The organism is candidate division KSB1 bacterium, from assembly GCA_022566355.1.
Classification (GTDB): Bacteria; Zhuqueibacterota; JdFR-76; order JdFR-76; family DREG01; genus JADFJB01.
On record JADFJB010000018.1, the window covers coordinates 13372 to 27581 of the forward strand.

The following is a 14210-nucleotide window of genomic DNA, read 5'->3' on the forward strand; positions in this document are numbered from 1 at the left end:
AAGATATTCCGCAAATAATTCGATTAAGCGGTGAGTTAATTATTAAAAAAGGAATAACAGTTTTTATTCCAACAAATGATTACCCGGATTTCCTACCAAATCCAGTTATTGCAGCAATAATCATTAAGGGAAATAAAACCAAACCATAGAAAAAGAAAATAGCCTCCTGGGTCCAATCCAATACTTCAACGAAGGCATACCGGTCGGAAATTTCACGCTGGATTGCTGCAGCAGCAACGATAGTAGCCGAATAAGGCAACACATATGGAAAGGAACAGGAAATGGTGTCCAAAAGATTTGCGCTACGATGGGGATGGATGTTATGCAATTTTCTTAAGGAGTTCGCTAAAGGACCAGCAGTTATCATTGCAACTGTATTAACCGAAACACAAATATTCATAAAAGAAATCAATGCAACAATGGCTAATTCCGTACCGCGTATTGTTTTAGCAATCTCTCGTTTAAGCCAATTTAAAAGAATTTCTAAAAAACCACCCGCTTCCATAATTCCGATAATGGTCACCAATAATAATGTCAGAATTGCAGTAGGTAGCAAAGACATAGCGCCGCTAACTGCAGTGCCAGCAATCGAGCCCTCACCGGTAAGATGGAAAACACGATCGATTGGAAATACACCGGTAATAGGTCCTACTACAATTGCTGCTACAATACCGGCGGTTAACGCAGCCAAGAAATGACGACCACTGACCGCAACAACAAAAACAATAACAGCTGGAATCAACATGGGCAGACCGGTAGGATCGGCAGTTTCCGCAAGTAGTTTCTCTGCTTCAGCAGCAGCAATATTCGACTGACCGCCGCCAAATACCAGGAAAAGCAGCGATGAAATGCCGGCGGCGATCAACACATATTTAAGCCTCGATCGAACCACACCACCCACATCAGTTTCCTGTGTGGCTGCAGATATGATGGTTGTATCTGAGATCGGCGCCAGGTTATCCCCCAGCGCAGCGCCACTAAAGATAGCGCCCATCAATGCAGCAGGATTTCCCCCCAAAACTATACCGGCGGGATACAGGACGGCGGTAAATCCAACGATCGTTCCCAAACCTGTACCAACCGAAGTAGCAAACAAAGAAGCAGATATAAAAACAGCGAGTGTAAAAAAAGAACCGGTTAAATGTAGCTTCCAGCCAATCCACACCATCGCTTCGACCAACCCGGAATCTGCGAGAATGCCGGAAAATGCGCCAGCCCACAACCAGCACACAACGGCAACTGTCGCTACTCTGTTCGCCATAAGCGAAAAAATACGCTCGCTGTAATGGGCCACATCTTTCGCCAATAACATCCCGGCAGAAATGCCGACCATACAAGCGATGATCATTCCTTCAACTGCGGGAGAGCCATAAATGACCAGGGTTACCGTAAAAACGATGAATATAACTAAAGGGACAATACTTAAAATCGGTCCGCCACGAAATTCGATTCGGTTGGAGTTATTTGTCATTTATCAGAATCCTTATTTCATAACAATATTTTGGCTAATATATTAAGATCAAGACGTATTTTACTTATATGTCATACTATTAGCAAGGTATTTTTCAGCTTGATTAGATTTTTCAGCTATCCCATCCCAATACGCCTTGGACTTTAGCAAGGACATAGGACTGATTCTTTACCCCCATATTGGTTTTTGTGCGATAAATTTTTGCAAAATAAAAATCAATTTCTAATTTGACAAATTTTCTATTATAAAACGAATTACAATAATTTCAGCTCACATGCAACGTCTCACTGCGAACAGTCAGGTTATCAACGCGATCCATATTTACCTCAACCCCCATGCCAGGTTTATCCAGCGGCACAGTTACCATTCCGTTCTCATCCATAGTCCATTCCGGTTTAACAATATCTTGTTGCCAGTAACGACTGCTTGGCGAAACGTCCCCAGGTAAAACAAAATTCGGTAAAGATGCCAGTGCTACATTATGTGCCCGCCCGATTCCACTTTCGAGCATGCCACCGCACCATACGGGGATATTGTTTTCCTGGCAGAAATCATGGATTGCGATAGAGGATGTAAAACCTCCAACTCTACCCGGTTTGATATTGATGATTTTGCCGCTGCCGAGTGCAACCATGTCTTCGGCCTTTTCAAGATTGGTGATGGATTCATCCAGGCAAATCGGTGTTTTGAGTTGCTGCTGTAATGTTGCATGTCTAATGATATCATCCCATGCCAGGGGTTGCTCGATCATCATTAAACCGAATTGGTCTAGTTGTTTCAAAATGTCTATGTCAGCCAGTGTATAAGCGTTGTTGGCATCTGCCATAATTTTTGCCGCCATTCCCAGGGCTTCCCGCACAGCTGATAAAAACTTAATATCTTTGCCTGGTTTAATTTTTATTTTGATTTTATTATACCCTTCAGCCAAACAACTTTGTGTTTTGTCTGCCAATATTTTTGGGCTATCCTGAATTCCCAATGAAATTCCGGTGGCAATTCGATCCCGTGTACCACCGATTAATTTGGATAATGGAACTCCCTGGATTTGCGCAGTGAGTTCCCAAGCGCCCATCTCGATTCCCGCTTTTGCCATATCATGACCGCGAATATCCGCATCGACCACTTTGTGGATTTCGTTTGGATGATTGAAGTTTTTTCCCAGTATACGTGGGGCTATCCATTCTTTGATGGCCAACCAGCAAGTATCGATGGTTTCAGGAGTGTAGTTGGGTAGTTCATCAGCGACGCATTCACTCCAGCCCGTGATCCCGTTTTGATCAATCAATTCAAGAAGAAGAAATCGCCGAATAGACATCGTTCCGGAAGATATCTGAAACGGCTCTTTCAAAGGCAATTGAATTTCACGAAAAATAATTTTGTTTATTTGCAGCATTTTGCGCCCTTTAATAAAGTTTATTTAATATGTAATAACAACGATCTGTTTTATCTCTATAAAAACCAGTAAGTTCATAATTTTTATCAAGATAATGGAGAAATGATTGCCTGGTATTGCTCCGCCATTGTCCGGCCAGTTCTAAAGATTGTTTTTGTATCTCATTGATATCCAAAGGGATTTCGATACGGACAAATTCCTCCTCCACAAAAATGGGTTCAACAAGAATGAGTTTTGTTTCTTCATTAATTTTTGTGTTCACAACAATGGATTTATTACCTTCAGGTTCAATGGATTTAGAAGATTGTTCTGTATCCCGTCTCTTGTTGAGATCCCATCGTACAATAAACCGGTCCATACCAATTCCACGATGGAGATCGCTTTCATTGCCATCGATGTACATATCCGGAACATATTTGTCAATTTCCACTCCTAGTTTATTCAAATTTAGATGTGCATTTTTACTAACAAGCGGGTCGAAGGTCCAATACATTGTCTCAATACCGAGTTTTTTAACGGTATCTGCCTGGTATCTTTTTAGACGAGCTCCCAAATTTTCATCCCGATATTCCGGTTGAACAGCCAACATATGTGACCAATGAACCGGTTTTCCATCCATCAGTCCGGTCAAGCCGTAAACAAACCCGATCAATTCACCTTTTTCGTTAAATGCACCGGCAGTCACACCGCCAATTTTCTGACTGACCATTAAAATTGAAGGAGGAACACATTCCGCAAAACTTTGGCCCCATGTATCCTTCTCAAGGGTCTCACATGCCAGAAACTCCCGGTGGTCCTCTAACTGTCGTATTGTAATTTTACTTCGCATGGAAAATAATGTATCGATCTTTATTGGGATTGCACAATACCTAAATCATTTCCAGTATAACCATTGAAGTTCAAATTGTCAATGATTGTATTCTAACATTTGCTCATAAAAAAAGGGGTACTGAATAACATGGCACCTCCCTTTACCAAAAGCTCCTATTCGGTTTGGTCCAAAATAAACATGACCGAATAAAAGGACTTTTCCAAGACTATTTTGTATTGTGTTCGAATTGACCATTATTATTTTTCTTTGTGTTTATTAATAATATACATGGCTAGTCGCTAACACAATTAAAAGTCATAATAAAAGTAAATCTTGGTTCGTTAATCATAATTATATTGGCTTTTGTGGCTGCAGTTTTGACAGTGGCGCTGGAGCAAATATTTGATACGAAATTGTATCAGAAATATTTAGGAAAGGGTTTGGATGGTAAAGGTAGCCATCTGTTTGAGCGTTTCGAGTTACGACCCTGGATCTCCACCGCTGTTGGTATTTTTCTGGCTTTTGGCTTTGAGATGAAAGCGATTGAGAGCGGCTTGGGCAAGGATTTTATAAACCCGACCGGAAATGCCGTTGCAGATGCAGCGATAGTTGACATGTTGCTGACCGGACTCATAATAGGTGGAGGCACAAAAACCGTATATAAGCTCGGCAAACAATTTGCAGATACACAAAAGAAATTAAAAGAACAAGCCAGCACTTAGGTTTAAGTTACAAAATGCTGTTTGCCCTTAAAGTTAATGATCGATATTTCATCGAAGAGCCGATATTTTATTTTGTGCTCATTAGCGGCTTTATGGGCGAAGAGCTTTAATAAATCCGGATAGAAGCGAAAATTCCACCCTGGCTGAGTAACCTTTGCGGAGCTGCCTACAAAAGGTTAGAGATTTATTCATTATCGTTATCTTCTAAAAATACTGTCCCAGCCCAATAACCACTCCATTCTGGTTAGATTCCGTAACGCTTATGCCAAAATCAGCCCGCAGGATCAAATGATTAAATCTCTTAATGTAAAGCCTCGCTCCAAACCCAACAAAGGAAACCGTACTGCTCTTTTTGAACAAGCTCGATAGAGACTCACCTCCCTTGCGCCAGGCTGATAAATCTGAAAAACCCACGCCCTGAACAGCGCCCCAATTTTGTTCCAGAAAGGTATGGCGGTATTCAAAATTGAGAGTGATTTCCGCTGTGCCGCGAGCTACTCGGTTACCAGCACCTCGAACCGTCTGGTAACTGTCCAGGACAAATGGTACAAAAGGGGTCTCCGTGTTTTCTGCTATGCCTGTCCTCAGACGAATTGCGGCATTACCTTTTGATCCGACTCGATTGTAATAACGTAGAATATTTTCTACTTTCCAAAATAACTTGGATTCACCGTGGGTTTTGATGGTCTCTACATTGAACTCGCTGAGGAATCCTGAAAGATAATGATAATAATAATTAATGTGATTGATGGAAAAGGCTATCTTCGCTAAATATTTTTTGAATTCTGCTCGTACTGGTCCGGGTGAACTTGGCTCATTACGCTGAGTGTTTTTGATGTACTTTTCAACCAGGTAACCACCCCCTGCTTGTAAAACAAATTTGCGAGAAAAAGAATGGCGGCCAAGAATTATGGCTGTCCAGCGATCAGTATTATAATAAGTTGTTCCACTTGAGAAATAGGCTGGTTCTGTAGTTGCCAGCAGGTTGAAGTAGGCCGAAAGTCCCCATTTTGGACCGAACAGGTACGGGCTTTTCAAATAAGTTTCAAAAGAGTTGCGGTCATAATAACGATAGTAACCTCCCAGGGTATTACCCCGACCCAGCCAGTTGTAATCAACCGCACCGAGTTGAAACCAGAAGCTGCTTTCGATGCTGCCAAAATTACTAATGGGTATGATAGATGTAATCTCCTTACAGTGGAATTGGAGTCGGACACCACTTTCTTGCCGGATTATTCGATAGTCGACATCAGAAAACAACTGCAGATTCCGGAGGTTTTGAGCATCTTGTTTAACCTGGGCTGAATCTAGCTTTGTTCCTTCCCGGGTATCGATAAAAGACCGGACAAAAGATGCCTTCGTCTTTTTCAATCCGATAATATCTATAGAAACAACGTTATCCTGGGCAAAAGCCGGAATTACGGTTATCAAACAATACAAAAGATATTTAAGCATGATTTTACACAATTGATTTAGCAGCGATAATCATTGCAGGGTTTCTCAGCGAATCCATAGAAAACCAATATTATATGTTTGCCCTGCTCCTCCATTTTTTCCGAACGGAAATAAGGTATATAATCCCTCCACTTCAAAGTTTGATCTCAGTTGATATTTTGCTCCAATACCAGTTTGAGAATAATAGCTGGAAATTGAACCACCACTCCAACTAGGCCCATATTCAGTAAGAAAATAGATTGTTGTTTTACTTGATGGATAGTAGTTCAGAAAGGCTTTCACCGGAGATTGTAAGGAAATATTGTCTTTGTCAAATCGCAGAAAAGCCCCGCTTTCAAAATAAAGGAGAAAATTTTCATTTAAGTTTACATCATAAAACAATTGTGTCCACCATTGCAGGTCATCATAATCCACATAAGGACTGCTATTATTACTTCCTTCCAGGTCAGATGCTATTGGAATTACAATTGTCGTCTGTATAGCTAGATTTCTAAATTGCTTAAAAGGCGAAATCTTTATTTTGGGTGCGATTGAAGCAATGGTTGTCCTGGTATTGGGACCTGATCTAAATTTAAACACAGAGAATGGTGAACTGTTTGGTTTGTCATTTTCTACGGATTTGAAGAAAATATCAAAACCAAGGTTCACGTTAGGTTTCAAACCATAATAAAAAGTGGTAATTCCAGTAAAAAAAGTAGAGCGTAAACCTGCATCAATTTTATCTCCATCGTTATTGAAAAATGCGGTTTGTGTGTAAAGATTATTAAAAACTTTGATCTCAAAATTTCCTGGCCGCAATAATGTCGAGGGTGTAAAAGATTGCAGATTATCTTGCTTTGAAGACGCAGTAGCAGAATCCACATTTATAAAATCGTTTAATCGCCAATCATAGGGTATATATCTGATCTCATAATTTTCAGGGATTTTCCCCTCTTTAAACGGGTTGATAAATTGGGTTGTTTTTTTGCCGTCACTTTTAAAATCCTCTTCATACCACTTGAATAATTCTGAAAGATTAACCAAACCATTAGAGTGGTCAACTCGAACATGCAAGTCCGAATTGAGAGTTACCCGCGATCGTTCTTCTAATTGGGAATCAAGTATATTTGGCAAATAGGCGTTACTTATGATTGAGGGACATCCGATTGCAGCACACACCAAAACAAAATGTATTCTGGCATCCTGGTAAACGGCTCGAATTTTGTTATTCTCGATGTCATTCAAAGTCAGGTTTTCACCAGCTACAAGAAATCTTTGGCGATCAAAAAATCCGTCTACATCCTGTGGTGAATGGATCGGGTAATTGGAAACAACACCTTGGATTACCAGCAGGTTATATACATTAATCCAAAAGGCTTTCTGAGTATTTCCAGGGGGAAGTGATTCGAGATCGAAATTTTGTAGACTGTTGACTAATTGTTGAATTTCTTGTGGCTGCTTTTTTATCGCCTGGTAATTCACCAAACCATTATACACATATTTTTTAAGGAACTGATCTGTGGCTTTAAAAAATGAAGATTCCTGGGCGGAAGTCTTAAATGGATAAAGGAATAGAGTGAGTATTGTAACAATAATTGAAATAGATTTAAAATAAAGGGTCATCGTATCTGCTTTTTAATTGTATCAATGAAAAGACTTAATTACAATTAAGGGCTTGTGTCGGTGACACATTATATGTAAATAAAAACAATATTTCCAAATTATCAAATCAACATGTAAAGTTTACCACCTATCCCAGCTAAATAACTGGGTATCTCTCGATTGAAAATTCAACAAATTGTCTAACTGAACTCAAATCCTGTTAAGCCTGTCAAATGTGGTTGCAATAAAAACAGGGAAATGAATAATGAAAACAATCGAAGTGGCGCCCATAAAGCCGTTAATCTCCATTGACGATCTTAATAAAATGGATGTTCGCGTTGGAACCATTGAAGAAGTTGAAGATGTGAAAGGCTCGGATAAACTTGTAAAGCTCATCGTTGATTTTGGCGATCACAAAAGAAGCATCTTAGCCGGTATGAAACAGGAAAGAGATGATCCGCGCGAGATCGAAGGTAAGCAGGCATTGTTTATCGTGAATCTAGTCCCGAGGAAAATGATGGGTGAAGTTTCGGAAGGCATGTTGTTTGATATTGGCTACCCTGATGGCATTAGACCGGTTCTGGCAATTCCGGAGGAGCAAGTACCAAATGGAACAAGATTGGGCTAAGGTATTTTATCTGGATAATTATAAACCGCAAAGGCGCTAAGATCGCAAAGTTGCAAGATACAATTTATAAAGTTTATCGGTACATGACTAGACCGAAAAATTTTAATTACAGTAATTATTTCTTAGCGACCTTTGCGTCTTCGCGGTGAAAATTTATGAATTATCTAAATTAATTAATCAATAAATGTGGAGGAAGCAAACCATGAAACAAGTAATGGTTCGATACAAAGTAAAAGCTGATAAGGCGGAGGAGAACACAGAATATATAAAAAGGGTATTTGTTGAGCTTGAGCAAAATAGTCCGGATGGGCTGAGATACGCATCCTTTCATTTGCAGGATGGTGTGAGCTTCGTACACATTGCCTCCATCGAAACAGCCGATGGTCAAAACCCACTCGCCCAGACAGCGGCGTTCAAGGAATTTCAGGCAGGCATAAAAGATCGATGCGAGGAGCCGCCTGTTGCTGTGGAGCTGGAGATAATCGGGTCTTATCGTTTTCTGAGTTAAGCCGTTTCGCTACTAAAAATAAGAAAAATTCTGGGCGCATATAAGCGAAAAGAAGCGAATCAAACAACTACCTGTTTATGCTTAGAAATATCCCCAGACCCAAGAATATTGAACCACTCTTTAAAACAGAAAACATTGAGTTTTTCAAATTAGAAACGCCACCGGAAGAATGGAATTTCACCATCGATGGCAATTGGAATGGATATACAAAAGAAAATTAGTGAGAACAATGTATATATGATAATCCATTTCGATGAATTTTTACTTATAAGCAAAAATAGTAGCGATAATATTTGCTTATAGGCAAATATTTACGGTTGTATGAATGCGATTCTATACAATTGAGATAGTTGACCAAGATGAAAAATATCTTGCAATTAAATTTTAGTATTGTATCTTCATTGTATAAACAATTGAGGTTATTATGCAAATTCAAGTTCAAAAATGGGGAAACAGTTTAGCGATTCGAATACCAAAATCCTTTGCCAAAGAGACCAATATCGATAAAGGTTCGGTTGTTGACTTATCAATATCCGATGGTAAACTAATAGTAACACCATTATCCCAAGAAAAATATTCTCTTGCTCAATTATTAGATGAAATAACAAATGAAAATATCCATGAAGAAATTGATTCGGGAGATGCTGTTGGAAAGGAAATTTGGTGACAGAAATAAATTATATTCCAGATAGAGGCGATTTAGTCTGGATTGATTTTAATCCTCAAGCTGGACATGAACAAGCTGGTAGACGGCCTGCAGTAGTCATTTCCCCAAAACCTTACAATAAAAAAGTTGGATTAGCCATTCTCTGTCCGGTAACAAGTAAAATTAAAGGTTATCCTTTTGAAGTAAGTATTCCGTCAGGTTTTGATATCACAGGCGTTATTCTTTCTGATCAAGTAAAAAATATGGATTGGAAAGTAAGACAACTCTCATTTATAGGTAAACTACCTAAGAATACACTTTTAGAAACTTTAAAAAAGTTAAATACATTGATTGGCACCTAGCCAGGAATAGAAAGAAACAAAGATAATGGGTTGCCTTTCTCATGCACATATTTTATCGGACTTATATGAGGCTTATCAAAAAGCGATCAGCCGAGATAACTCTGATGTCCTGTTTAAAAACATCAATATTGGATTTTTTGATGACCTGGTAAGCAAACGGGATATTCAATCTTTCCTTAAAATAAAACAAAGAGGGGGAGGGTTTGGTATCATTTAACTTTACCTCAACACAAAACCAAGGAGTATCATCGATAGTGACGATAAAATCGACTTCTTTTTTATCAACATTTCTGAGATAATAGAGTGCGGCACCATACCCTTCATATTCTTTCAAATATTGTGTGAATTTTAACAGATGTGAAGCGATTAAGTTTTCAAATCGTGCGGCATCATCCGGAACTTCAGACCAGTCGAACATGTACAACTTGGAGTCTTTTTTTAATGACCTTATACTTTTTTTATGGTAAGGATAGATTCGAAAGTGATAGTAAAATTGATCAAGAATTGAAAGCCAGTTCGTAACTGCCCGATGACTTACTTCCAAATCTTCCCGAATCGCGTTTACAGATAGTAAGGAACTTACCTTAGAAGGCAGAATATCACTTAACAATTGCATATTTCCGATATCCCTGACAGATTCCAGGTCCCGAATGTCTTCACGAAATAATCGTTCTATTTTTTCATTGTGCCATCTGCGCAGAGCCCGATCATTTTGTTTTAAAAAAATTTCCGGGAAACCACCAAAGCGCTCTAATAATTCAAGATCATTAACATGATTTGAGCTGGAAATCGGTAATTCTTCGAACGTTTTTAACTCGTTTTTTATGTTTAATATCTCCGCTAAACTTAAAGGATGCAGGGTATAATAATGGTATCTACCCAGTAATGAATCCCCTCCCTTTCGATAAATGTTCAGACGCGCACTGCCGGTGACTAAAAACTTGTAGCGATCTTTATGAATATCATATTCGCCCTTAAGCCAGTTTTTCCATTTTGGATATTTATGGATTTCATCAAATATAAGAAGCTCGGCCGACCCGGGAAATTCCGAATGAAGTATTTTCCTTCGATCATTTCTGGCATCCCAGTTATAGTAGGAAAATTCACGGAAAAGTGGCGCTATTAATTTCGTTGCCAGCGTGGTTTTACCTATTTGTCTTGCGCCACCAATGAAAACCATTTTTTCAGAAAGATCAAGTTGAATATTTTTTGTGATAGTTCTATTTATTAGCATGCCTTGAGCTATAATTTTGTTATCACTTTACGTCAGCATAATAATAAATAATTATTAATTAAACAAGAAATATTTGCTCATAAGCAAAAATAGTAGCGATTATTTTTGCTTGTTGGCAAAAATATACGATTAATTCAGATAAGATGAACTTGTACAAAGTACAAATCCTAATTAACTTTTTGAAAAAATAATAATCCGAATTTGCTGATAAATTATTGGGCCAGTCCAGGAAATTCAAAAAGAGATCCAGGGGAATTAAGACCACTTTTTCAGTCTGAGAATGACAGACATTTGTTTCCCGTTTGTAATCCACGATAAATTTCTATATTTTTTGCTAAATCTTGTAAATCCTGTTGATCCTGTCTTATTTTTTTTGATAAATAAGTATGAATTGCGTGGTTGAATCATAATATAAGATCCTTATTTGTGAACAATTTCAAAATTGGCCAGCGCTGGATCAGTGAGATGGAGCCGGAGCTGGGACTCGGTATTGTTAAACAGATCGATAATCGATTTGTCGAAATTCATTTTCCTGCCAGCGAATGTGAGTATAAATATGCAATTGCTTCCGCCCCGCTAAAACGAGTAGAGTTCAGAGCCGGCGATACGGTCAAATCCAGGGATGGGAAAAGTTTTACGATCAAATCAACCTCAGACGAAGACGGCATCATCATTTACCAGGGTGAGAATGTTGAATTGCCGGAAAGTGAACTCAATGATTTTCTAAGTTTCACAACACCGCTCGATCGCCTGATGAACGGTTTTATCGATAAAAACCGTGATTTCAATCTGCGCTACCGCTCGTTAATCAATCAATATCAGACCCGTAAATCGGCCATTCGCGGTTTCATTGGCGGTCGCATCGACTTGATTCCGCATCAATTGTATGTTGTGCATGAGGTTGCCTCCCTGCCCATTCCCCGGGTTCTACTGTCTGATGAAACCGGTCTGGGAAAAACCATCGAAGTGTGTCTGGTACTGCACCGCTTGCTGATTAATGGCAGGATCAACCGGGTTTTGATCCTGGTGCCCCATTCTCTTGTTCATCAATGGTTTGTAGAACTTTTGCGGCGTTTTAATCTTATTTTTCGAATTTTTGATGAAGAATACTGTGAATCATTCGAATCATCAAATCCGGCTACGAACCCTTTTCTCGATGATCAATTGGGACTTTGCAATATCGATTTTTTAACAACACACCCTAAACGGACAAAACAGGCCATTGCCGCCGGATGGGATATGCTGGTCATAGACGAAGCCCATCATCTTACGGAAAAAAGCCCGGAGTATGATTTGGCCAAAAAGTTAAGCGCCGTCTCCAAGGGTTTGATGCTACTCACCGCAACCCCGGAGCAATTGGGTCATCGCAGTCATTTTGCCCGCCTTCATTTGCTTGATCCGGCCAGGTATCCTGATTTTAATCTTTTTGAGCGGGAAGAAAATTTATACCAGGAAGTTACCATCATCGCGAATAAACTTGTGGAATCCGGCAAACTGAATAAATCTGAATATCAAAAGCTGACAATACTTTCTCCTCAGTATTTCGCTAAAGCTGGTGAATCCTTTGCCGTTGATTTGCAGAAAAAAGCGGATTTCCGAAACCAGGTAATTGAAGATCTGCTGGATCGTCATGGCACCGGACGTGCAGTATATCGCAACACACGAGCGACCATGACCGGTTTCCCGAAACGTGAAGCTTTATTAATTCCTTTACAAGCCAATGACGAATCTCCGGAATATCAAAGGAACGAATTTGAAGCTGACCAGGATTTTAATCAAAAAAAAATTAAGTACAATTATAGTAATGATCCCAGGATCAACTGGCTTGTTCAATTTTTAAAAAAGCAAAAATACAAAAAAGTATTGCTGATCTGTCACTCGATAGAGAAAGTAAAAGCGATTGAAGAGGCTTTGCGAAGTCAAGTCAATGTCAACATTGCAATATTCCATGAAGAGTTGACCCTCATTCGAAGGGATCGTAATGCAAGCTGGTTCGCTGAAAAGAATGGCGCACAAATCCTGGTTTGCTCTGAGATTGGCAGCGAGGGACGAAATTTTCAATTTTCCCATCACCTTGTTTTATTTGACTTGCCATTAGATCCCGAGCTTTTGGAGCAGCGTATTGGCCGTCTTGACCGCATCGGCCAGAAAGAGACTATTTTTATTTATGTTCCATATTTTACTGGCCGTGAGTATGAAATCCTGGCGCGTTGGTACCATGAAGGATTAAATGCATTCGAAGAAAATGTTCCGGGGGTGTACCAAATATTTCAAAATGTGAGTGGTGAATTAAAAGAATTAATAGTCAATAAGCAATCCTCTCGATTTGAAAAATTTTTACAAGAAACAAGAAAACAAAAATCCGGAATTGCACAAAAATTGAAAAAGGGAAGAGACCGTCTTTTGGAACTGAACTCTTTCCGACCCAAAATAGCAGAAAATCTGATCCGGGAAATAAAAACAGTCGATCGGAAAAGGGCCCTGGAAAAATTTATGCTGGATGTTTTTTCCCTCTATGGAATTCGCCATGATGCAATTTTTGATCGAACTTACAAATTAAAACTTTCCCTGTTATCCAACCCGGAGTTTCCCCTACCGGTATTGAAGCATGATGATTTAACCGTAACCTTTGATCGCACCACAGCGCTTAGCCATGAGTATATCGAATTCCTAACCTGGGACCATCCCATGGTTATTGGTGTCATGGATTTAATACTAGGTTCGGAAAAGGGCAATTGTACGGTTGCCGTTTGGCCGGATGAGGAAACCCAGGAAATATTGCTGGAGGCCATTTTTGTCCTGGAATGTGTGGCCCCGAAAAGTTTGTATGTCGATCGCTTTTTACCACCTACCCCGGTTCGTGTAGTGGTAAACCATTTACTTCAGGATTGCCGTGAAACCCATCCGGTAGAGGTATTAGCAAAACATCTACAGAAAAGCAAGGAGATGAGGGTACTGGATAACCCGGAAGTCAGGCAGGAGCTCATTCCAAAAATGCTCAACCAGTGTAAAAAGCTGGCGGAAAAAAATGTCCCTGGAATTATCAAGGACGGTTTGCACTTGATGGACGCTTCACTCGCGAAAGAAGTGGCCCGTCTGGTGGAACTAAGAAAGGTGAATAAGAACATCAAGCAAGAAGAGATTTCCATTTGTGAAAAAGAAATAGATGCGCTTCGGGAAGCCATACTTTCGGCCAGGCTCAGGTTAGACGCATTGCGATTCATCACCAGGGGAAAACTGTAGGTACGACATTCATGTCACGGCGTTTAAAATCATTTTGATGCATTTATCATTTATTTGTAGTTCATTCGAATATTGCTTTCTTAACCTTTCAAAATATTGAGACAAATTGGACACGATTACTAACCTGAACAATTCATAGCCACAAAAGCTCGAAGG

General features: G+C 39.5%; 13 protein-coding genes. 7 read left to right on the forward strand and 6 right to left on the reverse strand.

The window, feature by feature from the left end:
- Window positions 1-79: 79 nt before the first annotated feature.
- The 3 genes from IIC38_05225 to IIC38_05235 all read right to left on the reverse strand — a co-directional run bounded on the left by IIC38_05225 (window position 80) and on the right by IIC38_05235 (window position 3693).
- Window positions 80-1471: a Na+/H+ antiporter NhaC family protein gene (locus IIC38_05225; GenBank protein ID MCH8125346.1), complete on the reverse strand. Its 1392-nt coding sequence runs from the start codon at window positions 1469-1471 to the stop codon at window positions 80-82.
- A 265-nt stretch (window positions 1472-1736) separates the two neighbouring features.
- Complete coding sequence (gene menC / locus IIC38_05230) at window positions 1737-2864, reverse strand: o-succinylbenzoate synthase (protein MCH8125347.1); 1128 nt, start codon at window positions 2862-2864, stop codon at window positions 1737-1739.
- 10 nt (window positions 2865-2874) lie between these two features.
- The gene (locus IIC38_05235; GenBank protein ID MCH8125348.1) at window positions 2875-3693 is read right to left on the reverse strand and encodes a GNAT family N-acetyltransferase; all 819 of its coding nucleotides are present in this window, start codon (window positions 3691-3693) and stop codon (window positions 2875-2877) included.
- A 347-nt stretch (window positions 3694-4040) separates the two neighbouring features.
- Here IIC38_05235 and IIC38_05240 point away from each other — a divergent pair, with 347 nt between their 5' ends.
- Window positions 4041-4397: a hypothetical protein gene (locus IIC38_05240; GenBank protein MCH8125349.1), complete on the forward strand. Its 357-nt coding sequence runs from the start codon at window positions 4041-4043 to the stop codon at window positions 4395-4397.
- Window positions 4398-4601: 204 nt separating this feature from the next.
- On the opposite strand, the gene IIC38_05245 is transcribed toward IIC38_05240, so the two are convergent.
- Window positions 4602-5852, reverse strand: coding sequence for a hypothetical protein (locus IIC38_05245; GenBank protein ID MCH8125350.1), 1251 nt, complete (start codon window positions 5850-5852; stop codon window positions 4602-4604).
- A 45-nt stretch (window positions 5853-5897) separates the two neighbouring features.
- Window positions 5898-7454, reverse strand: coding sequence for a DUF547 domain-containing protein (locus IIC38_05250; GenBank protein MCH8125351.1), 1557 nt, complete (start codon window positions 7452-7454; stop codon window positions 5898-5900).
- Window positions 7455-7698: 244 nt separating this feature from the next.
- Here IIC38_05250 and IIC38_05255 point away from each other — a divergent pair, with 244 nt between their 5' ends.
- The 5 genes from IIC38_05255 (at window position 7699) to mazF (ending at window position 9577) form a co-directional block, all read left to right on the forward strand.
- Window positions 7699-8061 carry a tRNA-binding protein gene (locus IIC38_05255; protein ID MCH8125352.1) on the forward strand — a complete coding sequence of 121 codons (363 nt, stop codon included), beginning with the start codon at window positions 7699-7701 and terminating at the stop codon, window positions 8059-8061.
- 202 nt (window positions 8062-8263) lie between these two features.
- A complete protein-coding gene (locus IIC38_05260) occupies window positions 8264-8569 on the forward strand; it encodes a hypothetical protein (GenBank protein ID MCH8125353.1) in 306 nt (101 codons plus the stop codon).
- A gap of 77 nt (window positions 8570-8646) precedes the next feature.
- On the forward strand, window positions 8647-8790 hold the full coding sequence (locus IIC38_05265) for a hypothetical protein (GenBank protein ID MCH8125354.1): 144 nt from the start codon (window positions 8647-8649) through the stop codon (window positions 8788-8790).
- A 203-nt stretch (window positions 8791-8993) separates the two neighbouring features.
- Window positions 8994-9236 (forward strand): AbrB/MazE/SpoVT family DNA-binding domain-containing protein, encoded by a 243-nt coding sequence (locus IIC38_05270; GenBank protein MCH8125355.1) that lies wholly within the window; start codon window positions 8994-8996, stop codon window positions 9234-9236.
- Window positions 9230-9577 (forward strand): endoribonuclease MazF, encoded by a 348-nt coding sequence (gene mazF, locus IIC38_05275; GenBank protein MCH8125356.1) that lies wholly within the window; start codon window positions 9230-9232, stop codon window positions 9575-9577. Before IIC38_05270 ends, mazF begins: the two co-directional genes overlap by 7 nt.
- Before the next feature lie 61 nt (window positions 9578-9638).
- On the opposite strand, the gene IIC38_05280 is transcribed toward mazF, so the two are convergent.
- The gene (locus IIC38_05280; protein MCH8125357.1) at window positions 9639-10811 is read right to left on the reverse strand and encodes an ATP-binding protein; all 1173 of its coding nucleotides are present in this window, start codon (window positions 10809-10811) and stop codon (window positions 9639-9641) included.
- Window positions 10812-11237: 426 nt separating this feature from the next.
- On the opposite strand from IIC38_05280, the gene rapA reads away from it, so the two are divergent.
- Window positions 11238-14054, forward strand: coding sequence for an RNA polymerase-associated protein RapA (gene rapA / locus IIC38_05285; GenBank protein MCH8125358.1), 2817 nt, complete (start codon window positions 11238-11240; stop codon window positions 14052-14054).
- The last annotated feature ends 156 nt before the right edge of the window (window positions 14055-14210 follow it).

Coding starts and splice junctions, on each gene's coding strand:
- IIC38_05225 (MCH8125346.1), bottom strand. CDS start 1,471: ATGACAAATAACTCCAACCGAATCGAATTTCGTGGCGGACCGATTTTA.
- menC (MCH8125347.1), bottom strand. CDS start 2,864: ATGCTGCAAATAAACAAAATTATTTTTCGTGAAATTCAATTGCCTTTG.
- IIC38_05235 (MCH8125348.1), bottom strand. CDS start 3,693: ATGCGAAGTAAAATTACAATACGACAGTTAGAGGACCACCGGGAGTTT.
- IIC38_05245 (MCH8125350.1), bottom strand. CDS start 5,852: ATGCTTAAATATCTTTTGTATTGTTTGATAACCGTAATTCCGGCTTTT.
- IIC38_05250 (MCH8125351.1), bottom strand. CDS start 7,454: ATGACCCTTTATTTTAAATCTATTTCAATTATTGTTACAATACTCACT.
- IIC38_05255 (MCH8125352.1), top strand. CDS start 7,699: ATGAAAACAATCGAAGTGGCGCCCATAAAGCCGTTAATCTCCATTGAC.
- IIC38_05260 (MCH8125353.1), top strand. CDS start 8,264: ATGAAACAAGTAATGGTTCGATACAAAGTAAAAGCTGATAAGGCGGAG.
- IIC38_05265 (MCH8125354.1), top strand. CDS start 8,647: ATGCTTAGAAATATCCCCAGACCCAAGAATATTGAACCACTCTTTAAA.
- IIC38_05270 (MCH8125355.1), top strand. CDS start 8,994: ATGCAAATTCAAGTTCAAAAATGGGGAAACAGTTTAGCGATTCGAATA.
- IIC38_05280 (MCH8125357.1), bottom strand. CDS start 10,811: ATGCTAATAAATAGAACTATCACAAAAAATATTCAACTTGATCTTTCT.